The 24255-nt window shown below is 72.7% G+C and carries 10 protein-coding genes; 2 read left to right on the top strand and 8 right to left on the bottom strand.

The window, feature by feature from the left end; translation table 11 throughout:
* The first annotated feature begins 227 nt into the window (after positions 1-227).
* A complete protein-coding gene (locus CRP52_RS34380) occupies positions 228-2813 on the top strand; it encodes a tetratricopeptide repeat protein (protein WP_179853123.1) in 2586 nt (861 codons plus the stop codon).
* On the opposite strand, the gene CRP52_RS34375 is transcribed toward CRP52_RS34380, so the two are convergent.
* A complete protein-coding gene (locus tag CRP52_RS34375; RefSeq protein ID WP_097240754.1) occupies positions 2810-3664 on the bottom strand; it encodes a LysR family transcriptional regulator in 855 nt (284 codons plus the stop codon). The genes CRP52_RS34380 and CRP52_RS34375 overlap by 4 nt on opposite strands.
* A 69-nt stretch (positions 3665-3733) precedes the next feature.
* On the opposite strand from CRP52_RS34375, the gene CRP52_RS34370 reads away from it, so the two are divergent.
* On the top strand, positions 3734-4453 hold the full coding sequence (locus CRP52_RS34370; protein ID WP_097240753.1) for an SDR family oxidoreductase: 720 nt from the start codon (positions 3734-3736) through the stop codon (positions 4451-4453).
* Between the two features lie 83 nt (positions 4454-4536).
* On the opposite strand, the gene CRP52_RS34365 is transcribed toward CRP52_RS34370, so the two are convergent.
* Genes CRP52_RS34365 through CRP52_RS34335 form a run of 7 tightly spaced genes read right to left on the bottom strand, consistent with a single transcriptional unit; the run spans position 4537 to position 24211 of the window.
* Positions 4537-6360 carry a hypothetical protein gene (locus CRP52_RS34365; RefSeq protein WP_097240752.1) on the bottom strand — a complete coding sequence of 608 codons (1824 nt, stop codon included), beginning with the start codon at positions 6358-6360 and terminating at the stop codon, positions 4537-4539.
* Positions 6353-11614, bottom strand: coding sequence for a hypothetical protein (locus tag CRP52_RS38730; RefSeq protein ID WP_257033194.1), 5262 nt, complete (start codon positions 11612-11614; stop codon positions 6353-6355). Before CRP52_RS38730 ends, CRP52_RS34365 begins: the two co-directional genes overlap by 8 nt.
* On the bottom strand, positions 11611-14817 hold the full coding sequence (locus tag CRP52_RS34355) for a hypothetical protein (RefSeq protein WP_097240751.1): 3207 nt from the start codon (positions 14815-14817) through the stop codon (positions 11611-11613). The genes CRP52_RS38730 and CRP52_RS34355 overlap by 4 nt, the downstream gene beginning before the upstream one ends.
* Positions 14814-15989: a Kelch repeat-containing protein gene (locus CRP52_RS34350; protein WP_097240750.1), complete on the bottom strand. Its 1176-nt coding sequence runs from the start codon at positions 15987-15989 to the stop codon at positions 14814-14816. Before CRP52_RS34350 ends, CRP52_RS34355 begins: the two co-directional genes overlap by 4 nt.
* Positions 15990-16032: 43 nt before the next feature.
* Positions 16033-20616 (bottom strand): DUF6603 domain-containing protein, encoded by a 4584-nt coding sequence (locus CRP52_RS40115; RefSeq protein WP_257033193.1) that lies wholly within the window; start codon positions 20614-20616, stop codon positions 16033-16035.
* Positions 20613-22052: a hypothetical protein gene (locus CRP52_RS34340; RefSeq protein ID WP_097240749.1), complete on the bottom strand. Its 1440-nt coding sequence runs from the start codon at positions 22050-22052 to the stop codon at positions 20613-20615. Before CRP52_RS34340 ends, CRP52_RS40115 begins: the two co-directional genes overlap by 4 nt.
* Positions 22049-24211 carry a hypothetical protein gene (locus CRP52_RS34335; RefSeq protein ID WP_097240748.1) on the bottom strand — a complete coding sequence of 721 codons (2163 nt, stop codon included), beginning with the start codon at positions 24209-24211 and terminating at the stop codon, positions 22049-22051. The genes CRP52_RS34340 and CRP52_RS34335 overlap by 4 nt, the downstream gene beginning before the upstream one ends.
* Between the last annotated feature and the right edge of the window lie 44 nt (positions 24212-24255).

Below are 24255 nucleotides of genomic sequence, written 5' to 3'. Positions count from 1 at the left end.
TGCTTCAGCGCGCATCAGAAGGGCTGATGCCGCCGCTCGCGGTCCGGCATGATGGGGCGGTCCCTGGGGTGTTTCGTCCTCAGGGAGTTCCGGGAGGGCTTGTGGCCGGCGTCGACGGTCGGGTGACCAATGTGATCAACGGTGGCACGTTCACCGGGCCCGTGGTCCAGGGGGGTCGGGTCACGGTGTCCGCGGCGGAGCCGCCCTGGCCGTTACAGGTCGGGGTGATGCCCGCCATCGCGGATGCGTTCCAGGACCGGGGCCTGACGGAGACGGTGGCGGACGCCGCGGGTGGCGGTGGGCCGGTGGTGCTGTGCCAGGTGCTCGCGGGGATGGGCGGGGTGGGGAAGACGCAGCTGGCCGCCCATCATGCGCACTCCCTGCTGGAGGCCGGCTCGCTGGATCTGCTGCTGTGGGTGACCGCGAGCAGCCGCCAGGCGGTGCGGCAGGCGTACACGCAGGCGGCGGCGCAGGTGGCCGGCGGCGATCCGGCGGACTTCGACGCGGCGCCGGAGCTGTTCCTGGCCTGGTTGAGCACCACGTCGAAGCGATGGCTGGTCGTGTTGGACGACGTCCAGGACGCCGGCGACCTGGCCCGGCTGTGGCCGCCGAGACGGGCGTCGGGGCAGGTGGTCGTGACGACCCGGCGGCGGGATCCGCTGTGGTTCGCCGACGGGAGGACCCAGATCGAGGTCGGGCTGTTCAGCCCGGCCGAGACCCTGGCGTACCTGCGGCGGCGCCTCCGACGGTGGTGCCCGGCCGAGGGGGACGACGAGCTGGCGGCGTTGGGGGAGGACCTCGGCCGGCTGCCGCTGGCTCTCGCCCAGGCCGCGTCGTACCTGATCGACTCGGCCCGTTCCGGGATGACGAGCAGCCACTACCGGGAGATGGTGCGCTCCCGGCGGCCGCTCGCCGAGCTGGCGCCGAACCAGCTGCCGGACGACCAGACGTCGACGCTCGCCGCCGTCCTCGCGCTGAGCCTGGAGCGCGCGGACCTGCACTCGCTCGGCCAGGCGACGCCGGTCCTGCAGTTGGCGTCGTGGCTCGACCCGCACGGCATACCGGACAGGATTCTCACGGCTCCCTCCGCTCGGGCCTTCATCGCACGGCAGGCCCGGCGGGCGGAGGCCGCGGAGGCTGCCGACGCCGCGGGGGCATCCGCGCCCGGGGCTACCGGGAGGCGACTCCTCCGGTTCCGCAAAGCCCGTAAAACCCGCGGTGCCCGCAGCGCCCGCAGCGCCCGCAGCGCCCGCAAAGCCCCTCCCCTGCCGACCCCGGACGTCAGCGCCCACCGGGTGGCGCTCGTGCTGGAGATCCTCCACCGGCTCAGCCTCGCCGATCACCTCCCGGCCGGCCCGGACCGGTCGTTCGGGCTGCTGCGCGTCCACGCCCTGGTCCAGCACGCAGCCCATGACACGCTCGGCCCGGGCCTGCTCACCTCCCTCGCACGCACCACCGCCTTCGCCGTCCGGGAGGCGTGGCCTGCCGTCGAAACCAGCCAGGCGCTCGCCCAGGCCCTGCGCGCCTGCACGGCCGCACTGCACCGCAAGGCGGGCCCGCACCTGTGGGCGGACCCCACCGGCAAGGCCGCCGGTGCGCTTCTGCGCGCCGGTGTCAGTCTCGCCGACAGCGGCCAGAGCGCAGCCGCCCTCCAGTACTTCGAACAGCTGGGCTCGGAGGCCGGTACGCACATCGGCTTCCAGCACCCCACGCTGCTGACCATCCGCCTGGAACTGGCCCGCTGCCTCGGTTCGATGGGCGACGACCCGGCGGCGATCCGGGGCCTCGAAGACGTCCTGACGGACATGCGCCGGGTCCACGGGCCGGACCACCCTTCCACCCTGGCCGCGCAGGCGGCCCTGGCGGAGCAGTACGGCAAGGCCGGCGACTTCGCCACGGCGACCCGGGTCTACGACGTCGTGGCGAGCCACCTGTCCCACACCAGCCCGAGTGGGCACGACACCATCACCTCGCTGGCGAAGCTGGCGCACTGGCAGGGCGAGTCGGGACGGCCCGAGGCAGCCGCACGGGCGCTGCGCAGGCTGGCCGGGTTCAGTACGGCCGCCCTCGGCGAGGACGCTCCGCAGACCCTCGCCGTCTCCGCGCGGGCAGCCCACTGGCTGGGCCACGCCGGCAACCCGCTGTCCGCCGTGCACACCTTGGGCTCGCTGCTCGTCACCAGCCGCCTGAGACTGGGCGAGCAGCACCCGTACACCCTGGCCCTCCGCCTCGACCATGCGCACTGGATGGGGGTCGTCGGTGAGGTCGGCTGGGCGATCACGGAGCTTGAGGCCCTGCTCCCGGACATGCGGCGGGTGCTGGGAGACGATCACCCCGACACCGTCCGCGTCCAGTTCGAGCACGCGCACTGGCTGCTGGGTTCGGGCCATGACGCCGACGGAGCGCGGATGCTGAGCGTGCTCGCGACCGAGCTGACCGCCGCGCTGGGTGCGCGGCATCCGCATGCCTTCGAGGCTCGCCGGCACAGTGCGCACGCCGTCGGCGTGAGCGGTGACCCGCGCGGTGCTGCCGCCGCGTTCCGGGAGCTCCACCTGGAGTGGTCGACCGCGCTGGGTGAGGACCATCCGCGGGCACTCGCCCTGTGGCAGCAGTTCCTGAGGTGGCAGGGAGAGGAGAGCGGCCTGGTCGATGCGGTCGCCGACCACCTGGCGCACTACGCGAGGGTCCGCCGAGTGCTCGGCATGGGCCACCCTCTGACCACGGCCGCGCACACGGCGCTGAGGGACTGCCAGGCCCGGCTCAACGACGAGACGAAGTTCGTCGTCCTCGTCGTCGGCCGGAAGGCGGACTAACGTGCCGGTCCCGGTGCCCGTCCCGGTCCCGGTCCCGGTGCCGGGCTGCGCAGGGCCGTCGTGGCGGTGGCGAGGAACTGCCGTACGGGGTCGGCGCATTCGCCCTCGGGGACGGCCAGGCAGGTCTCGACGGGCCGGGAGTCGGTGACGGGCAGGTAGCGCAGGTCGGGGCGGGAGTAGGAGCGGGTGATGCTCAGCGGGACCAGGGCGATGCCCTGGCCGGAGGCGACGAGTTCGAACTTCTCGTCGAGCGAGGAGGTTCGCCGTGCGCGGGCGGCGTCGAGGACCGGCTCGCCGTCGAGGTCGGCGGTGGTGAGGCTGGGGCGGTCGGCCAGCGGGTGGGTCATCGGCAGGCAGGCGACCTTGGTCTCGCGGCCGATGGGCACGGTGCGCAGGCCCGTGGTGTCGAAGGGGTGGCGCAGGTAGCCGACGTGGGCGCGGCCGTCGCGCAGTGGTGCGTCCTGTTCCCACCAGCGCAGCGGGAGGACGTCGATGGCGACGTCCGGGCGGTCGGCGCTGAACGCCCGGATCGCGTGGGACACGTGCAGGCCCGGGGAGAAGGCGACGACGAGCCGCTGTTCGCCCCGTGCGGCCTCCCGGACGCGGTCCAGGGCACTGTCCACGACCGCGGTGATGCGCCGGGCCTCCTCGTACAACTTCCGGCCCGCTGCGGTGAGTTCGACACTGCGGGTGGTACGGGTGAACAGCTCGCAGCCCAACTCCTGCTCGAACGCCCGGATCTGTCGGCTGAGGACCGGCTGGGTGATGAACAACTCCTGTGCCGCCCGGCCGAATTGCCCGTGCTCGGCCACCGCGGTGAAGTACCGGAGTTTGCGCAGGTCCAGATCCATGCCCGCACGGTATCAATGCGGCCGCAAGAGCATTGGACCGCCGCCGTCGCCGCCCCGCAGACTCGGGCCATGACCGACAACCGCAACACCGCCCTCGTCATCGGCGCCTCCCGCACCCTGGGCCTCGGGCTCGCCACCGAGCTCCTGCGCCGCGGCTGGGACGTCATCGGCACCGTCCGCGGACACCGGCGCACCGGCCTGCACGAGCTGGCCGACGCACACCCGGGGCGGCTGACCGTCGAGTCCCTGGAGATGACCGACCCGGAGCAGCTGACGGCGCTGCGCGACCGGCTGGCCGGCACAGGCAACGGGAACGGGAACGGCCGCACCCTCGACCTGCTCTTCGTCAACGCCGCGATCACCCGTGGCGACCTTCCCATCGGGGAGGTCCCGACGGACATGTTCACCGAGGTCATGGTGACCAACGCGCTCAGCCCGATGCGCGCCGTGGAGACCCTCGGCCCGCTGGTCGCCCCGGCCGGGACGATCGGCGTGATGTCCTCCTCCCAGGGCAGCATCACCCTCAACACCTTCGGCGGCCAGGACCTGTACCGGGCCAGCAAGTCCGCCCTCAACCAGCTGATGCGCTGCTACGCGGCCCGCGACACCGCCGGAGACCGGACCCTGCTCCTGCTGGACCCGGGCTGGGTCCGTACCGAACTCGGCGGCCCCGGTGCCGAGTTGAGCGTCGAGGAGAGCGTCCCCGGCGTTGCCGACACGATCGAGCGCCACCGGGGCAAGCCGGGCCTGCACTTCGTCGACCACCAGGGGCAGGTCGTGCCCTGGTAGCCGCGCAGGTCGTGCCCTGGTAGCCGCCCTGGCAGCCGCCCGCTCGCAGGACGGTCCACCCGGGGTCGACGCCGACCGACGTCTCAGGGGTGGGCGGTGTCGACCAGGGTGTCGAAGACCAGCCCGCTGGAGCCCTCGCCCCGGCCGACACCGCGCTGGGCGCCGAGCCAGACGGAGACGCGCCCGTTGTACCAGCGGGTGCGACGGTAGGCGAGGGCGAGGGTGGTTCCGGTCGGAGGCACTTCCTCCTCGTTGACGAAGTAGGGGTTTCCGGCGTCGATGCCCTCCCTGAGCAGGCTCGTGTGCGGCCGTACCGGTTTGCCGTCGATCACGCTGAGCATGGCGGCGCGCTGCAACCGGATGGCCCGGTCACTGTCGGGGACGTGGACCGCGACGAAGGGCACCCAGTTCTCCGGGACGACGCTCATCGCCTGGTACGCGATCGGCGCGCGGGGAGCGTCGGGTGCCGGGGTGGGCACGAAGCGCCGGCGGTGCGCGAGGATCTCCGCCACCACCTCGCTGCCCCGTCGGCCCTCGCCGGTGGGCAGCGGGACGGTCTTCTCCACGCCCCAGACCATGTTGGCGTTCTCGTCGCGGATCAGCGCGATCTCCTCCAGCGGCGCGCCCTCGGCCACCTTCGGCACGGTCGGGGGGAGGAAGAAGCTCAGGTCGGCGGGGACGTCGGCGGTGCCGATCGTGTCCAGGGTGTACATCGACCAGCGCTGCCAGTCCTCGTCCTGGCCGGACCCCGCCGGGCTGATCCACTGCCGCTGCCCGAACACGTCGGTGACCGCGAGTCCCTGGATCGACGCGAGCACTCCGGCCGGAAGATCACAGGGCAGCTGGTACCAGTCGTTGCTGTAGACGAGCGCGAATTCGAGGAAGACGAGCTTCGCCAGGTCGGTGCTGTCCGGTCGGACCCCGGCGAAGTTGGTGCGTCCGTCCTCCACCGCCCACCAACGGGGCAGGGGCATGCCCGAGTACCGCACCGGTGCCGGGAACACGGTCCGGTTGATGGGCGCGGGAGGCGGAGTGGTCCCGCCGAGCGGGGTGCCCGGGTCGACGGAGAACGCGTGCCAGTCCAGGTGGCCTCCGGGGAACTCCTGTGCGGTCAGGACCTTCTCGGTACCGGTCGGGGCGGCAGCGATCGAGAACCGGTGTTCGAGCCGGGTGGCGTCCCAGGTCGCGTCCCCGCCGGGCTGGTCGAACAGGTCGTCGAACCAGGCGACGAGACGGGCACCCAGGCCGTCGAGCTGCGCACGCGCCGGCCCCGAGACGGAGATGCCGTCCGAGGCCTTGCCGTTGTCCGCCTTGATGTGCCGGTAGAGCGCGTACCCGTCCATCCGGCGGTCGGCGAACGCCTGCAGGGTGGACCAGACCTGCTGGTCGGCCGTGCGCGGGGTGTCGGCGTCCACGGCCGGCTCGGGCAGGGCGATCCGGTACTTTTCGATGAACGTCGGGCGCAGGTGCTTCAGGCCGAGTTGCGGGCCGAGGAGCTTCAGCCACCGCCGTCCGATGATCAGCCGCAGGTCGTAGGAGACCGGATCCGGGCCGAACGCGAACGGCAGGGCCCGTCGCTCGGCCACCGCCTCCAGCGGCCTGTCGGCCGGCAGGGCTTCGGTCGGCAGGGTTCCGGCCGCACCGGATCCCGGCCGGAACCTGGAGGGCACGGAGGTGGCCACCGAGTAGGTCGCGGTGACGGGCGAACCCGCGTCGGTGCCCCGGAACTCGCCGAGCTGCCACTGGCGGGTGAGCATCCAGAGCGGGTCGCGGACCTCGGCACGCAGCGCACGCTCGAACGACGTGGTGCGCGGGCGGCCCTCCAGCCGGTTCCAGAGTCCCACGGTGGGGAACAGCCGCTGGTCGAGCGCGGCACGGAGGTCCTCGATACGGGTCGGCTCAGGCATCGGCTTTTCCTCGCAGGTTGGCGGTTGCGAGATCGGTGCTGATGGTGATCGGGCGCCGGGTCGCCGACATCACCGTCGCGGGCAGGAGTTGGGCGTAGGGGGTGGTGTCCAGGTGCGCGGGCTCGACGGCGCGGATCTTCGCCAGATCGAGCGTTTCGCCGACGGCGTGGAGCAGGTCGTCGGCGCTCCAGTTGCCGGTCTGCTGCGGCGGGACGACGAGGAGCATGGCCTGCGGCGGCTCCGCGTCCGGGCCGTTGTAGTGGAACGCAATCCCGGTGGTCTCCTGCCGTGCGGGGACGACTTCCGTCCATTCGTCGAGCAGGAGCCCGCAGTGCCGGTTGACGCCCAGCATCGGCTCGGGAGCGTAGTGCGCCGTGAAGAGCACCCGGTCCTCCTTGATCTCGGTGCCCGCCGCGAACTCCATGCCCAGCCAGTGGTCGTTCGGGCGGTACGGCAGTTGGACGGGCACCAGCTCCGGCTCCTCCCATCCGGGGAGGTCGCCGAGCAGGCCGCCCGGACCGCGCAGGGCGTCGGCGACGAGGACGGCCTGTTCCCACAGCCGTGGCTTCTCGCGCACGCGGGCGATGCCGTGCACCCAGTCGTCGACCGGGAAGTCGCGGTGGAAGTCGTGGACCAGATGGCTCAGCAGCTGGTCCTTGTCGATACGGGCCTTCTTCCAGTCCGTCTGGAGCTGGTCCGGCACGGTGAATTCGGGCACGACGAGGAAGTCGGGGCCGAGCATCGCCTGCAGCGCGTCGGTCGCGGCCTGCACCTGGTCGGCGGCGGTCAGGGCCTGGTCGTACGCGGCCAGGGCCTTGTCGGCGGCGGCGAGCCGGCCGGTCACCTCGGTGAGCAGGGAGCGGGCCCGATCGAGCAGGTCCCGGGCGAAGGCGACGACCCGGTCCCGGAAGGGGGTCAGGTCGAGCCCGGCCGGGTCGAAGGTGCTCAGCGGCAGGAGCGCGGCCACGTCCGCGAGCAGCGCGCTGAGCGTGGTGTCCGCGGTTCTGGCGATGGCGCGCAGGGCCAGCAGACGCGTGTTGAAGGCCGAGCGCTCCGAGCCGACGATCGTGCGCAGCTGCGCGGGCTGGGCCGGGCGGGGGCTGGTGGGTTTGGTGGTGAGCCGCCATTCCGCCTGTTGGAGCAGCCGGAACCGATCGTCCGCCGTGGCCGAGGAGGGAAGCCGGTCGTAGGCGGCGATCAGGGCGTCGGCGGCCGAGAGCGATGCGGCCATCCGGTCGGCGGTGGCGGCGACGGCCGTCAGCACGTCGCCGAAGACGGCTCCGCGCCACAGGGCCGCCTCGCCCCAGCCGCTGCGCGCCATGCCGAAGCCTCCTGCCGTCCGGGCCAGGTCGGCGTAGCCGGCCAGGAAGGTGTCGATGCCGGTGACGAGGGCGGCCCGGTCGGGCTGGGCGGGCGGGTCGGGGAGGAGGGGGGTCAGCGAGGCGAGGTAGGCGGCGGTGTCCTGGCGCAGTCGGTCGAGGGAGGTGCGGACCGCCGCCGGCCGGCGGCGGTCCACGGTGACGGCGTCGTCCATGGTCCGGTCGACCGGCTGGCCGCTGCCGCCCGGGACCAGGTCCGTCGGTCGCAGCGGACGTGAGCGGATCAGGAGCGAGCGCAGCGCGCGGACGAGGGGCAGCGTCTCGAAGAAGGTCAGCTTGTCGTGAATCCTCAGGGTGTGACTGATCGTCAGTTTCGTGTCGGGCCGCGGTTTCTCCTGGGCGACGACGAAGGCGACGATCCGGTCGTCCAGGTCGGTGAGCGTCGCGTCGTCCGACGGTACGCCCCACAGCATGTCGAGGGGTTGGAGCTGGAGATCGGCCTGGGTGACCACCCGGCTCCGAGGGGCCCCGGTGACCGGGTCCTGCCACTCCACGGTGGTGGCCACGTTCGCCGGGGGCGGCAGCAGCGTGGGCAGCCAGGCGTTGACCGCCGGCTCTCCCTGGGCTCGTGGACCGCTGCCGGGGTTCGCCGCCGCGCCGAACCCGGGGCCCAGGCCGGGGGTGAACATCAGGCCCAGCCGGTGGGTGAGCGTGACCCCGCTGCGGGGGGTGCGGACCACGTCCGGATCGGGCGGGAAGCCCTCCTTGGCGTACGCGTCGAGGGTCGCCGACGCCCGTTCGGGGTTCCCGCGCAGGGTCTGGTGGGTGGCTTCGGCGACGGCGAGGTCGGACAGCGCGTCATGGAGGGCGAGCAGGTGCTGCACTTCCGCGTTCATCGCCTTCTGCTCGGCGTCGGTCGCGGTGGGCAGGTCGGCGACGCCGAAGGGGTATTCGGGGTGGGCGGGTTCCCGGGTCGCCTTGCGGACGAGTGCCAGTCCGTCGACGACGTTGCGGGCCTCGACCAGTTCGACCGGGGTGCCCGGTGCGGCGTTGGAGAGCTTTCCGGAGCGCAGCGGGAACGCCCCGCGCAGCGCCGGCAGGAACTTGTCCAGTTCGACCCCGGGGTGCCCCTCGTGCAGGCCGCGTTCGAACCGGTAGCCCAGCATGGCGCCCAGCGACTGGCCCTGCCGGAGTCCGTCCAGCAGGGTGAGGGCGGTCCGGACGCGGTCGGAGCTGAGGTTGACGGCGAAGCTGCCGGGGTTCTCGCGGGAGCCGTTGGCGAGGTATCCGGCCCTCAGGACGGCCGCGGTGGTGGCCTGGGCGGGCGACGGGGCGTGGATGTAGCCGCCGTTCCCGGGGTCCTTCAGCAGCGGCTGGGAACCGCTCGGGGTGAACAGCGCCCCGAGGCTGCCCGTCAGGTGGACGGGGGTGTGTGTTCCGGGGCCGGGCCTGACGTCCTCCAGCCATCCGTAGGCGCCGAGGTGCAGCCCGCGGCGGGCCGGGGACGTGCCGTCGGCGCCGTAGCGCAGGACGGCCAGGCGTTCGTTGGCCAGGCCGAGCCGCCAGGCGTCCAGGCGGTAGGTCGCGCAGTCCAGGTGCTCGGCCAGGACGCGTTCCAGCCGGGCGGTGGGCAGGTCGGCGAGCAGCCGGAGGGCGGCGATCTGCTCGGCGAGTTGCCGGGCGGCGGGATGGGTGGACAGCACGTCCGGGATGAAGTCGACGACGAGCCGCGACGGGTCGTGGGTGATGGCGGGGTCGGGGGCGTAGAGCTTCCGGTACCGGCTCTCGCTGGGCAGCGGCGGCTGGGTGGTGCGGATGTGGATGAACAGCGGGTCCGCGGCCGATACCGTCTCGCCCGCCGCGGCGGCCAGTGCGCGCGCGGTCTGCTCCCAGCCGAGCAGCACCGCGTGCCGCAGGAGCAGGTAGAGCACGGCCGCCGGGGGACGGTCGTCGGTGAAGCCCTTCTCCAGACGGACGGTCTCCAGGTCGCGGGCCGCGTTGTCGGCGAGCCACTGCAGGTAGTTGCGTCCGTCGGGGAGGTAGGACCGGACCTTCCTGCTCTCCGAGAGCGGTTGGTCGTCGACGAGGGGGCCGAGCAGCGGGTACTGCTCCTCGGTGAACAGACGGCGGATGATGGCCGGGTCGACGGTGGGCTGTCCTGGCGGGGCGAGCCGGTGCAGCAGGGCGCGGATCGGCTGCGGCATGCCGAGCAGGTCCTCCAGCGCCGGCAGCACCTTCGGGCCGTTGCTGCTGAAGTTCTCGCGGTTGTAGATGTCCTCGACGCTCTGTGCGTAGCGCTGGTGGTACTCGGCCGAGGTGGGGTGCAGGGCGAGGATGTCCAGCAGCTGCTGGTGCGGATCGGCCGGCGCCGTCCCGGACGGGGTGGGCTTGCCCAGGTACGTCACCTGGCCGGCGGCGGTCCTCCAGTCCTCGGCGGCTGCCGACAGCAGGGCCCCCAGGGCCCGCCGGCGGGTGGCGGTGTCGGGCCAGGCGAGGCGGGAGAAGGCCGTCGTCGGCAGGATGCCGTACGGCTGACGTCCGATCCTGACCGCGGGGACCGGGCCGCGTCCGGAGACGTACCGGACGAAGAAGTCCCGGGTGTCGCTGACGGTCCCGTCCGGGACCGTCGGGTGCAGCATGGTCTGCAGGTAGGAACCCCAGGTGGCGGGCCACAGCGCGAGGTTCGCGGCCCGGGCCTCGCGCTGGTCGGTGCCGTCGGCGCCCGCCACCCCCGTCATGGTGGCGGGGTCGATGCCGAGGAGGTCGGCGAACCACTGGCCGTCCGTCCTGGTCGTCCAGTCGTCGGCCGCCGCCGTGGCCGTGGGGGCGGACGCGGACCGCAGCACCGCGGCGGACACGGCGCGCTGGTCCTGTCCTGCGGGTGTCTCCTCGCTGTTGTTGGTCGGGGTGCCCTGCGGCAGCAGGGTGAGGCCGGCCTGGCTGCGCAGCTGGCGGGTGAGCAGGTCGGCGAGGTCGGCGGCCGTCCGGTCGGCGGTGCTGTTCTGCCGCAGGCCGAGGACGACGATCCGGTCGACGCCGCTTCGGAAGCTGTCCTGCAGCGGCACCCGCACCGCCATGCCGACCGCGACCGCCGCGTCGAACTCGGTCAGCCAGCGCAGCGCGGCGGGGACGAACAGCTCCCCGGTCTGCTCGTTGACCTTGGGCTTCTCGGCGGAGCCGGGGTCCGGTCCGACGTCCAGCGCGGCGGGCACGGGCGCACCGGGGACGGAGAACACCTGGGCGGTGCCGACGTACCCGGTCACGGTGAACCGGTCGGGCAGCAGCCGGGCCCGGGGTGCCTGTGTCCAGGACCGCGACGACACGTCCGTGGCAGCGGGCGGCGGAAGCACGAGGAACGCCACCAGGACGCTGTTCCCGGTCACCGTCGCCGCACTGTCGATCCCGACCGGTCGGCTCCTGCGGATGGCGTCGGCTCGGGCGGCTCCCACCGCCGCCAGCAGGGCCGCGTCGGCCGCGGCGAGTTTCGCCCGGTCTCCGTGGGCCTGCCACACGGCGGTCCAGTACGTGACGGTGGGCTGGCGGTCGGCCGCTGCCACGGCCTGCGGGGTGACGACCACGAGGACGGTGGTGCCGGGGTCCACGCCGGAGGGCTGGTCCGTCGGGTCGGCGGGGCGCCGGTTCTGCACCAGCCAGCTCGCCCGCCCCGCCGGCACCCTCGCCGTCAGCTCCTGCCACGCGGACTGTTCGGCGGGCGCGTTGCCCCCGGCTCGCCACAGCGCGGTCCAGTAGGCGTCGACCGCGCCGATCTCCGCCTGGCTGGGAAGGGGCTCGAACGACTCCACCGACCATTCGTCGGGGAAGATCCGCACGAGCAGTTCGTCGGCGGTGAAGCGGGTCTCGACGCGGACCGGTCCGAGCAGGACCGGGAAGTCGTCGCTGAGCGGCAGGGCCGCGGTCGAGTGAGGGATGGTCACGGCAGCATCTCCTGTGCGTGGACGGCCATCAGCACCGGTGCCCGGAAGAGGATGTAGGCGACGTCGGCGGAGCTCAGTCCCGCGTGCCACAGCGGCAGGGACAGGTCCTCGATGTGCTGGTCGTGTTTCTCGACGTCGTCCTCCGGCTGGTCGAACTCGCGCAGGACGACGGGTGTGGTGTTCTCGTCGAGCTTGACGAACCCGGTCTTTGCGGGGTCGATGTCCGGCCAGGAGAGGTCGTTCCAGACCTCGACCCGGGGCGGGTTCGCGTCGGGTTCGACGTCCGCGCCGAACCGGGGCTCCCCCGGTCGTTCCTTGATGACGAAGAACCAGCCCGCGCTGCCCGGCGGTTCCGTTCCCTTGGCCTCCGGGGACGTGAGGTCGAAGCCGAGCAGGTAGATGTCCGGCTCGACCTTCGCCTCGTAGAGCGGAAGCCGGATCTCGTCGTGCGAGGGGTTCGCCTCGTCGACGAGGTCGACGGGTACGCGTTCCTTGTCGGGGTCGGGCTGTCCGTCGGTGAGCTGCCAGGCGGCCCGGTGGGCGTAGATCGCCGCGTTGGGGTACTTCTTCAGCAGCTCGCCGCGGATGACCAGCACCAGCTCGTTCTTCTGGACGCTCTCGCGGTTGTTGTGCCCGCCCAGCTTGGACTGCCGGGTCCAGGTGGCGATCGGCGGGATGTCGTACAGCCGTTCGCGCCGTTCCCCGGCGCTCTCGCCGGGCAGGGCGGGCACCGAGCGGACGTCCCAGAACTGGCGGAAGGGGGTGCCCCGCTGGTCGGTGGGGTATTCGCGCCACAGCAGCTCACAGGCCATCTCGTGGTTGAGCCCGACCAGGTAGGCCTCGATGAACTCCTGGTCCGTCTCCAGCAGGCTGATCGAGTTGGGCGGGACGCGGTTGATGTTCGGCATGAACAGGTCCACCGACAGGTCGAGCAGCGCCTGGTACACGGGCAGGTCCAGGACCGGGTAGGCCATGGCTTCGAGGAACTGCTCGGCGAAGGGTGCCAGTCGCTCGGGCAGCCGCAGGGAGCTGAGCAGGCTCCGGGGCACGGTGCCGTCCGGTCGCAGTCCGGCCAGCGTCGCCGCCGTGGTGCCGGGGACGTCCAGGGGGCGGCGTCCGTCGCTGCGGCCGCCCAGTGCGGCGTCCGCGTAACCCTGGTAGATCTCGTGCAGCGCCTGCTTGAAGGACTGCGCCTCGGCGCTGTCCGCACCGCCCGGAGAGGGGACGAAGGTGTCCCCGGGGAGCGTCAGGACGAAGTCGTGGCTGGTGGGCAGCTGGTCGACCGGGTCGGTCCCGGTGGCCGGGGCCGGGGCCGTGGCGGTGGCGGCCGGAGTCGGGTGGAGCACCTGGTCGAGCCGGGTGGGCGTGATCACGGAAGCCGGTCGCACCTTGGGGGGTGCGGCCGTGACCCCTGCGGTGTCCGCGTCCATCTTGGGGATCAGGGCCTCCGGCGGCTGGTCCGCGGTGAACTTCAGTCCGCGCATGAGCCGTGAACCGGGCCGGGTGAGGCGGCGCATCGGCGCGGACGCCGGGGCGGCGGCGACCCTGCTCCCCGACAGGTGGAAGCCGACGGCGACCTGTTCGGCGCTTCCCGCCGACCGTCCGTTCGCCGTCCCCGGGTCCTGCGTGGTCGTGACGACGCGGGAATGGGACGGCGCGGTCAGGGTGAGCGCCCGCCCCGACGCGGGGGTCCGCGCCAGGGCCGCGGCCGGCGGTTCCAGATGCTTGTTCTGCAGGACGGTGCCCACTTCGCGGGCCAGCTGCGCGGCCCGGATGCGCGCGTTGGCGGCCAGCACCTCGCCGACCTGGGCCCAGGCGGCCTGCATGAACTCCTCCTGCCGCTTCTGCACCACCTGGGCCCCGAGGCCGGCCGCCACCCGGAACCTCGGGTCGAGGTTGAGCCGGTGCACCCAGTTGCGCTGGTCGGCGACGGGGCTGCCGTCGCGTTCGGTCAGCAGGCGCGAGGCCGGTGCGTGCCAGCGTCCGTACAGCGGCGGGCTGATCACCGGGTCGCCGGCGCCGACGCTTGCGGCGGCGAGCGTGGTCGCCAGGTTGTGGTGGGCGGTGGCCGGAGTCTGGGTGAGGTAGTCGTCGGCCAGGTTGATCAGACCGGCCAGAGCCTGCTGGAACGGGTGCGGGTAGTGGAATCCGAGCCGCTGGAGGTCGTCCCAGTTGTCGTAGTCGTCGCTCGGACGCTCCGGCTGCTGCAGCGCCCCACCGAGCTTGAGGATGCCTGCGAGCGCCGTGGGCACGGTGATGCCGGGCAGTCCGGGCCCCGCCTGCCGGTGCACGTCGAGGTCCCGTCGGCCGACGCTGGGGTCCAGTTTGGGCACCGGGTCCAGCAGCCGGACCAGGTACTCGAAGTCGCCCGCACTGCCGGTGGAGAAGAACCAGCGGTGGTAGTACGGCAGTTGTCCCACGGCCTGCTGGCCGTTGTACGCCTTCCCCCAGCTGGGGTGGAGGGCGCCCGGCGCGGCGGCCGGGTCCAGCCCGAGGCCGGCGAGGCGCCCGGTCTCGAAGGCGGGTACGAGGAAGGCGTGGTAGGCGGTGTCCGGGTTCAGTCGACGCGGGCACAGCAGCCGGGCGCACGCGTGGTCGGCGTTGCTGCGCAGCACCTGGGCGAGTGCGGGCAGCACGCTGCCCATGTCCTCGGAGACCACGGGTGAGTCGAGCGCTCCGTTGACGTGGACGTGTGACCAGGCGCCCAGCTGCTCGGGCGGCGGCAGCACGCTCTGGTTGCTCACGGCGATGTACGGCAGTGGCCGGCCGGCGGCCCTGCCGTCGGTGAACTCGGCGCCGTCGGTGGAGCGGGAGTCGGGCCCTGCCGCGAGCACGACCAGTGCCAGCCAGGGCTTGAGCCGGCGGGTGGTGGCGTCGGGGGCGGCGGGGCTGTAGCGCCAGGGGAAGTCCTCGTCCTGGAACTCGATGTGGGCGAGGTAGTTGGGTTCCATGTTGGTGATCCAGGACCGCGGCTCGGTGCGCGAGACGGCGCGCGGATCGATGCCGATGACGTCGCCGGGGCCGTAGATCTGCACGGTGCGTTGCACGTCGCGGCTGAGCGGCCCCGCACCGGCGCCGTCCTCCGCGGTGACCCGCAGCGCGACCGGGACGCTCGCCCGTACGGCGGTCCCCGGGTCGGTGGTGATCCTGGTGGCGATGCCCGACCGGAGCCAGGGCAGGAACGTGTAGCCGTTGGCCGTCACGCGGTGGCCGCCGCGGCCAGGTCGAAGAACTCCGCCTTGACGGTCAGTTCCTGGGGGTCGGGGCCGGCCGCGGCCTGGCCGGAGCGTACGACGCCGCCGGCGACCAGCACCAGTTTGTCCGTCAGGGGTGCGGCGGCGAAGGCGAACCGGCCGGTGGTGAGCCCTGCCGCCGTGCTCCAGCTGCGGGTCGTGGCGTCGAAGAGGGCCGCGCTCGCGAAGCCGACGTCGTCTCCCCCGCCGTCGCCGCCTCCCACGACCAGGACCTGCGTCGCGCCGAGGGGGACGGCGCGGTGCAGGGCGCGACCGCCGGGCATGTCCGGTACGGCCGTCCACGTCCCGGTGTCCTGGCTGTACAGCTCCGCCCCGGCCCGGCTGAACGGGTCGAAGGTGCCGTCGCCGGGGCCGCCCGGCGCTCGTCCGCCGGTGACGAGCACCGCGGCTCCGGCGGAGAGCGCGGTGGCCTGGTGGTCGGCGCGGGGGGCGAGGAGGGCGCCGGTCGGGCTCCAGGTGCCGGCGGTGGGGTCGAAGAGTTCGCAGTACGCCAGTGCGGTGTCCTCGTCGCGGGCCGTGGGCAGGGTGCCGCCGACGACCAGCACCCGGCCGTTGGCCAGCACGACCGCCGGGTGCCCGCTGCGGGCGTCGGTCATCGGTGCCGCGTCCGTCCAGGTGCCGGTGGCCGGGTCGAACAGCTCGGCGGAGTTCAGGGCCTTGACCGACTGGGCGGACCGGATCGTCGTCCCGCCCGCGACGAGGACCTTGGTGCCGACGAGGACGGCGCTGTGTCCCCACCGCGCGGTGCGCATGCTCCCGGTGCTGGTCCAGGTGCCCGTCGTCGGGTCGTAGATCTCCGCCGCGGCCAGGCCGGGGGCCGGGAACTGGGCGGTTCCGCTGATGCCGCCGGCGACCAGGACCCTGCCGTCGGACAGCCGGGTCGCGCTGTGCAGCCGGCGGGGTGTCTGCAGGCTGCCGGTGGCGGTCCAGGCCTTGGTGGTGTGGTCGTAGACGGCGGCGCGGGCGAGGGCTGCGGCCGATCCGTCGGAGCCGCCCACGACGAGGACCTTGGTGCCGGTCAGCACGATCGCGTTGTCGTGCCGGCCGTACCAGCCGGCGCCTGCGGGCAGGTCGCCGGTTGCCGTCCACTTCCCGGCCGCCGCCACGAGGGTACTGGTCATGGGCGCGGAACCCTTCGTCGTCGATGCATACCTGTCGATGCGTTCACGGGGTGAAGATCTCGGCGGTGTCCGTCAGGACGTCCACGCCTGCGGGTGCCGCCGTGCCGGCCGTGACGCGGCCGCCGGTGGCAATGACCCGTCCGTCGGAGAGCACCAGGGCGGTGAAGTCCCAGCGGCCGGTGGCCAGTCCGCCGCTCGGGGACCAGGTGTCCGCGGCGGGGTCGTAGCCGACCGTGCTGCGGTACCCCGCGTGGTCGCCCGGTGCGCCGGTCCCTCCGAGGACGAGGACCTTGCCGGTGGACAGCAGCACGGCCCGGTGCCGGCTGCGCCCGCCGGGCAGCGCGGCGGCCGGGGTCCACTGACCGGTGGTGGGGTCGTAGAGTTCGGCGGTGGCCAGGCTGCCGGCGCGGTACCTGCCGCGGGGACGGCCGGTGGCAGCGTCACCGCCGGTGACCAGGACGCGGCCGTCGGGCAGGAGGGTCGCCTGGTGGCCGGCGCGTGCCGTGGTGAGACTGCCGGTGGGCGTCCAGGTGTCGGTGCCGGGGTCGTACAGCTCGCAGTAGGCGAGGGCCGCGGGGCCGCGGCCGGTGGACACCGTGCCTCCGACGACCAGGACGGAGCCGTTCTTCAGCGCCACCGCCTGGTGCCCCGTGCGGGCGTCCGTCATCGGCCTGGCGGCGCTCCAGGTGCCGGTGGCGGGGTCGAACAGCTCGGCGGAGGCCAGGGCGACGGGGTCCTGTCCGCGGGTGCCGGTGCCGCCCGCGACGAGGACGTGCCGGGAGGCGAGGAGCGTGACGGAGTGCCCGTACCGGGCGGTCTTCATGGCCCCGGGGAGCGTCGACCAGGTCCCGGCGACGGGGTCGTAGGTCTCGGCGGACTTCAGGGCCGTGCCGTCCGCGCCGAGCCCGCCGACGGCCAGGACGGCGCCGCTGCCGAGCCTGACCAGGCCGTGCCGGCGGCGGCCGGTGCGCAGCCGGTCCGCCTGGGTCCAGGTGCCGGTGACCGGGTCGAACAGGAGGCTGTCGGTCCGTGCGCCTCCGGTCCCGTCGGTGCCGCCGGCCAGCAGGACCCGGCCCGTGGTCAGCAGGACGGCGGTGTCGGTGGCCGTGTCGGCCGCGAGGGCTGCCGGGAGGTTCGCCGCGCCCGTCCATCCGCCGGAAGCGGCCGGTGTGCCCACCGTCTCCGACTCGGGGATGACGTGCAGGGTGCCCTGCCGGCGCGGGTCGGCGTCCTCCATCGCGGCGAGCGCGTCGGCCGCGGCGGCCTGGCTGAGGTACCCGGCCGGGGCGTCGGCGAAGGCGAGTGTGCCGGAGGAGAACGCCCTCCGGTTGTTGCGCCGGTACGCGACGACGTAGCGCGGCCCGGTCACCCGCAGGGTGTCGTCGGCGAACGGCCGGCGCAGGGTCGCCTCGTGCTGGGAGAGCGAGGACCGGCCGGTGCTGCTGCCGCCGAGCAGCTGCTGGAACACGGCCGGGCTGACGGCGTACAGCCGCTTGGCCGCCGCCGGCGCGGGCGGGTCCGGGATGCGTGCCCGGCCTTCGGCCCTGAGGGTTGCGGGGCGGCGCCTGCTGTCGATCACGATCATCTCGTACCGGGCGCTGCGCCGGGCGGCGCGGGCGGAGGCGAGCGCCCCCTGGACGGGAGCCAGCTCCAGCCCGACGTCCTGGTCCTCGTAGGCGGGGCGGCTCAGTTTCGCCGCGTCGTCCATGTCCTGGAACTGGGCCATGGCGAACCGCTCGGTGGTGAGCGAGGCCTGCACCAGGCCGCTGTCCGGGGCCGGGGCGACGGCGAAGCGGTGTCCGGCGAGCGGCCGCTGGGCGCCGACCCGGTCCAGGCGCACGTTCAGCGGGATCACCCGCTGGCGGATGAACAGCGTGCCGAGCGGGTGCAGGACCAGGGTGTCCGTGGCGGGCAGGGTGCGCAGGTTGACCAGGGCCTGGGTGCCGCCGGTGGGCAGCTCGGTCCGCCAGCCCTCCACCTTGCCGAGCTCGTCGCCGAGCAGGGCGAGGGCATCGACCGGAGGCAGCGTGGGGTTGTGGCTGTCGCCCCAGGTCAGGTCGAAGTTCGCGGAGATCTCGAAGAAGAGCAGCGAGATCGATCCGCGGCCGTGGGCCCGCCAGGGCGCGGGGCCCTCCAGCTGGAGCTGGAGGTGGACGCCGAAGACGCCGACGCCGAAGGCCTTCAGGGTGAAGTCGGCGGCGATGGCGATGGTGAAGGCGAACGGGGAGAACCGGAACAGGGCGTCGAAGGCCAGGTGTCCCTGGAGGCCGAAGTCGTCGAAGCCCAGGACGAGTTCGGCCTGGGCGCCGAACTGCACGGTGTTGCTGGTGACCGCGAAGTAGCCGCTGACCCGGATGCGGGCGAAGGGCTGGTTGATGATGTCGACCGAGATCCGCGGCGGGACCGGGAAGGGCAGCGGCGGCGGGCGGAACGACGGATGGAAGCCGCCGACGGACAGGACGAGGTCTCCCCCGCCCCAGCCGACGAGCAGGCCCATCCCGCCCTCGATGGTCATCATCAGGATCCGCGACTCGAACAACTGGGCGTAGAACCAGAGCCGTTGCTTGTCGAACTCGATCGCGCCGACGAACTCGACCTGGAGGACCAGCAGGGGCAGCTCCTCGGCGGGCAGGACGCACCGCAGGACGCCGAGGATGGCGATGTTCCCGGGGATCTCGACGATGACGCCGAGGGAGACGCTGATCAGGGTGGGGGTGCCCCAGCCGATCTTCGCCATCGGACCGACCAGGAACGTCCCCTCGCGCGGGGGGAAGAAGGCGCGCAGGTCGCTGAGGATGCGCGGCGCGTTGGCCACCACGTCCTTGGGGAACATCACCGACTCGATGGCGCCGGTGCGGACGCCTTCCGTCAGGGCGGTCAGGTTCATGGCCCGGTTGAGGCCGAGCAGCCCGCCGACCGCGAGCAGGGTGAACCCGTATCCGAGTTGCAGGCCGATCCCGCCGAACTCGGCCGTCAGCACCAGTAGCAGGGAGAAGCCCGTGGTTCCGTCGGGCATCCGGGTCGAGATGAGTCCGATCGCCTTGACGTCGATGAATCCGGCCAGGCGCAGGGCCAGGGCCCCGGCGTACTCGCCGCGGGCCGGGTCGTAGCTCAGGAAGCCGCCGCCGCTGACGAACTGGAGGTCGAGGGCGAGGCCGGCGCCGGTCGGGGGCCGGAAGTCCGGGCGGACGTCGACCGGCCCGAGATTGCCCTTGCCCAGCGGGGCGAGGACGAGGGGGATGTCGGTGCCCAGGCCCTGGACGACCGCCGTGACGGGGCCGAGGCTCCCCTTGACGTCGGCGGTCAGGCCGAGGGCGAAGGTGCTGTCCTTGATGCCCACGGTCAGGGTGAGCGCGCTGAGGTCGACGGGGCCAAGCCCGACGTGGGAGGCCAGTTGCACCTCCAGGCCGCCGCTGCCCTCGAAGCGCAGGCCGTCGGCCACCGTGAACCGGGCGCCCAGCTCGAAGCCGCTCTCGATGCGCACGTCCTTCAGCAGGGTCGCGAGGAAGCCGTCGCTGTCGCCGCCGAGGGTGATGAGGACCTTGCCGCGCTGGAGCCGGAGGCCGAGTCCGATGTCGAGGCTGCCGTCCGGCCGGGCCTGCAGGCGCACGGTGGAGTCGACCTGCTCGACCGACACCCTGCTGCCGCCGGGGAGCGACAGCAGCAGCAGCGGGTCGTCCGGTGTGCGGCGGTAGCTGTGGGCGACCTCCGCCGTCGCCGAGACGGTCGCCCCCGGCGGGGGCTCGACCTTGGACGAACCGGGCCGCAGGACGAGCGTGGTTCCGGCCGGCACGTCCGCGTCCAGGCTCACCGTGAGCGTCCAGGCCGCGTCGGACTGCTCCTGCGTGCCCTTGGCCAGACCCGTCGGCAGTGCGAGGGCGATGCCGTGCGCCGGGAGGTCGGTGCGCGGTGCGAGGACCGCGAACACCAGGTCGAGGGTGGGGGGCGTGGTGGTGGTGTCCAGGAGTGAGGGCAGCCCGGCGTGGGCGGCCAGCCGGTCGAGCACGGTGAGGATCTTCAGGCCGTCGAAGCCCGGTGTGCCCCAGTCGTACAGGGCGCCCAGCTGCGCCGGCGGATTCTGCAGCCACCCGCCGATGCGCTCCAGGTGCAGGGTGTTCTCGGTGAAGAACGGCTTCTGCGGGTCGAACAGGCCGGTGTTGTGGTCCGTGCGCACCAGGACACCGGAGAATTCGAGGAGTTCGTCGACGCCCTGGTCACCGCCGAGGTGTTTGACGAGCAGCAGGTTGAACAGTCGTTCCGGCAGGTTCGGGAGGATCTGGTCGGCGCCCGGCAGGTTCAGCGCGGCCAGCGCGGTCCTGAGCCCGTCGAATCCGGAGACGACCGTGTTGATCTGCCCGCCGATCTGCACCAGCTGCCGCAGGACGTCGCCCCACTGTTCCGCGGTGATCGCGGCTTGCAGGGTGTCGAGCAGTTCGGTCAGGAATCCGACGGCGCCGGTGGTGGTGCTCAGGGTCGGAGCGAGCGTCGCCGCCTGGGCGTCGGTCAGCGGCAGACCGACCTCGGCGAGGAACTGCCGGGCGCCCTGCTGGCTCAGGCCGGTCAGCGGGGACAGCAGCGTGCAGAGCTGGCCGGCCAGGGCCTCCAGCGTGCCGCGCCGGCCCGTCATGACCCGCTCCGCCGGCCGGCGAGTGCCCCGGGCACGTCGTGCAGGGTGTCCACCGACAGCAGCGCGTCGATGATCCGCCGTCCGTAGCGTTCCAGGTCCCGGCGCAGCGGCGGGCTGGCGTGCTGGATGATCAACGACAGTATTCCGTCGGCCAGTTGGGCACGGCTGACGCCGTTGATGCGGTCCGGGATCGGATGCCCGGGCAGCTCGGCGCCCCGCACGCAGTGGTGAAAGAAGGCCGGCCCCTGCAGGGCGTGCCAGGTCGCGGTCACCTGGCGAACGGAGGTCAACAGCCGCCGCACCTCCTTCTGGTGCTGCGGGATCTTGCCCAGCAGGAGTCGGCCGAGCACGCTGGTGCGCAGGTGCGTCCGCAGGTCCTCCGCGGTGCGCCGCCGGGCCTGGTCGGCAACTGCCCCGGGCCCCCGCAGCAGGACGGGGGACGGACTTCCGGCGCTGGGGACGGTGCCCGACCAGCCCTGGTCGGCCGCGGGGATCGACAGCTTGAGGTGGCTGAGCACCTTGGCGATGGGGGTGGCGATCGCGATGTTTCCGATGCTGGCGAACTCGATGGCGCTGCGGTCGATCTTGACGAACAGGTCGATCGGGGCGACGCGGATGATCATGGCGATGATCATGTTGTCCTGGTTGATCACCATGCTGCCCGAGTCGCCTTCCTCGAAGGCCAGTTCCTCGCCGTTGCGATAACTGTCGTTCAGCGACTGGCCGGGGACGGGGCTCGGCCTGGGCAGGATCATGAACTGGTTCACGTTCGGCTTGATCCCTGCCTTGTGGTCGGTCTTGGGATCGAAGATCGTGTTCGTGAAGATGAGCGGACTGGCGCCGGTGGCGTCCGGGTTTCTGACCATCGTGCCGAACCTCAGCCGGCCGTTGACGGCGTTGTAGGTCCGGACGTACTGCTGGCTGCTCGGCAGCGTGCCCAGTGGGGGCCCCGGGACGATGCCGTCCCCTTGGGTGACGGCTCCCTTGAGGGGGATGGTGGTCGTCGAGCCGCCGAGGTCGACCTGCCAGGCGTTGTGGAACTTCACTCCGGGGTTCAGTCTCGCCATGGCACAGTCGACCTCGCTGGCCTGCACCGCCGGAATCCAGTTGAAGCCGCCGGTCCACGTGCCGTCGTGGTAGCCGCCCACCCACTCGTTGTTGCCTGTGGATTGGGCCTTGACGGTCCGGTCGAAGACGGGCGTGCCGATCCGCACGCCGTTGGAACAGCATCTGCTGAATTTCGGTGTGTAGACGGTGAGGTCGTCGATGATCCGGAAGGCCGGGAACAGGACGTGGGAGCAGCTCAGCAGGACGGTCCTGCCGCTGCTGTCCTGCGCGAAGCAGCCGAGGGAGCCCTCGCCTTTGTTGTGGTTGGTCTCGATGCTGGCGCCGGCCATGACGAAGGGCGCGTCGGCGGTCTGGGGCGCGGACGTCATACGGACTCCTCCGGTCGCGGTGCGTCCTGGGCGGCGGCGCCGGTTCGCAACGCCCCCACGGCATCGACGCCGAGGTGGTGCAGCAGGGGCTCCGCCGGGCAGGCGACGCCGTCACCAGCCGCAGTGGCGCCCCACAGCAGGCCGAGCAGGTGCCCCCGGTCGTCCAGGAGCGGGGCGCCCGAGTCGCCCGGCGCCGAGAAGGCCCGGCCCGGGTCCCGGGACGCGACCAGCAGCTGACCCGGGGCGGTCCATTCGCGCCCGTCGATGAAGGGCCGGTCCGGGTAGGCGACATCGAGCACGGTGCCCTGCGTCAGGCCGGTGGCTGCGCCCCTCTTGTGCACCGCGGTGCCGGGCTCAGCCCGCCCGGCCGCGGTGGGCCACGCGCCCGCGAGCGTGTCGCGCAACCATGCGGGCTGCTCCGCGACGGGGTCCAGTTCGATGAGCGCGCCGTCCACGAAGCAGTCCCGCCCGGCGAACTCCACCAGTCCCAGGTGCCCGCGCCGGGCGCGGCCGAGCAGGGCCGGCTCGGCACGGTCGACAGGGTCGACGAGGTCGGCCGAGGAAGGCAGGGCCCACACCGGGTCGCCCTCCTCCGCTCCGCCGCCGAAGACGACGTGATGGCTTGCCAGGAGGTACGTGACGCCCCGTGGGTCGCGGACCAGAGCGCCGGCCACGCCGGGCACCCCGCGCGAGTTCACGATGCGTACGGCCGCCGGGGGCGTGGCCGGCGCCGGTTCCAGGAGGAGGTCGAGGATGGACGTGGTGCGTCCGGCGAGGTCGAGCACCCGCTCCTGGTGTTCGGCGATGTCGGCGCGCAGGGAGGCGCTGCCCTCGGCGAGGAGCACGTCCCTCATCGCGTGCAGCGCCTGGAGCGGAGTGACGCCGTCGACCTCGGCGGGCAGCGGCCACCGCGGCTGGTCGGCGGTGTTCAGGGCGATGTTGACGAAGGCGGGCCCCTTGCAGCGGTGCCAGGTCACCATCACCCGGCGGTTGTGGTGCACCAGGTGGCGCACCTCGTGCATGTGGCGGCGGACCAGCGCTCCCAGCCGGGCGCCGAGTTCGCTGCCCTCCACCGCCGCCCAGGCGGTCCTGACGGCCGACCAGTCCACGGGCCGGGTACGGGTGATGGGCATGCCGGGTACCGCGACGGGGCGGCCCGCGGAACTCAGCGCGGGCGGCAGCAGTTCCACCTGCAGGAACCTGAACACCGGGTCGAGGAAGAGGACGTGGGACTGGCCGGTCAGGATTTCGACGGCGTCGTGCTGCCCGACCACGAAGATGTCCTGCCGGACACCGCTGGTGAGGATGCCGACGACCTTGCCGTCGCCGTCGACGACCGGTGCGCCCGAGTCGCCCGGCTGGGAGAACTGCGCGCCCTTGACCACGAGCGTGGGACTGTCGGCGGAACCCCCGGGCGTGACGCTCAGTCCCGAACCGGCGAACCGCGCGGCGATGCTGTTCGGGGTGCTGGTGGGGTCCTCGGCCAGATGCCGCGCCATGTCCAGCATGTACTCGTGGACCGACTGTTGGCCCGCCGACGCCACCACCTGGACCTCGAACAGCCATGCCTGCCCGGTGATCTGGCCGTTGCCGGACTCCTCCTTGATCGGCACCTCCCGCAGCGCCATGATCTTGCCCGTGGTGAGGCCGGTCTTCGCGCCGTACTTCCGCACCGCGATCTGGCGTTCCGGCGGCAGGTCCCCCGCGGTCGGTTGGGCGCTGGAGAGTGACCACTCGGAGATGAGGTCGCGCACACGGGAGATCCTCCCGATCTTCGGCACATCGTTCGTCGCCTCGGTCTTGGGGTCCAGCTCGACGAGCGCGGCGTCCACGGCGAAGTTGACCTGGCCGATCTTGATCATGTTCTGGATGGAATCGCTCTTGACTTTCGGCAGCGTCCCGGGCACGACGCTCCCGATCGGGTTGCTGCACTCGTAGCCACAGCATTTGCTCAACTCGGGCGAGTACACCAGGTTGAACTCCGCCGACGTACCGTCCGGCGGTGACTTGCCGAGGACGTGGCCGCAGGTGAGGACGTACCGGCCCTGGCCCCCGGTCTTGCGGACGATCAGCCCGGCGGAGCCCGTGCCGAACTGGCGCGTCTTGCCCCGTGTCAGCTGCTCGCCCGCATGAACGTCGGGTTTGCTGGAATGCGGCACGACGCGTTCGCCCGTCCGGCCGTCCAGGTGGGTGCACCTGCCCG

The organism is Streptomyces sp. 1331.2, assembly GCF_900199205.1.
In the GTDB taxonomy this organism is placed as follows: domain Bacteria; phylum Actinomycetota; class Actinomycetes; order Streptomycetales; family Streptomycetaceae; genus Kitasatospora.
This window is presented reverse-complemented; position numbering and strand designations above follow the sequence as displayed.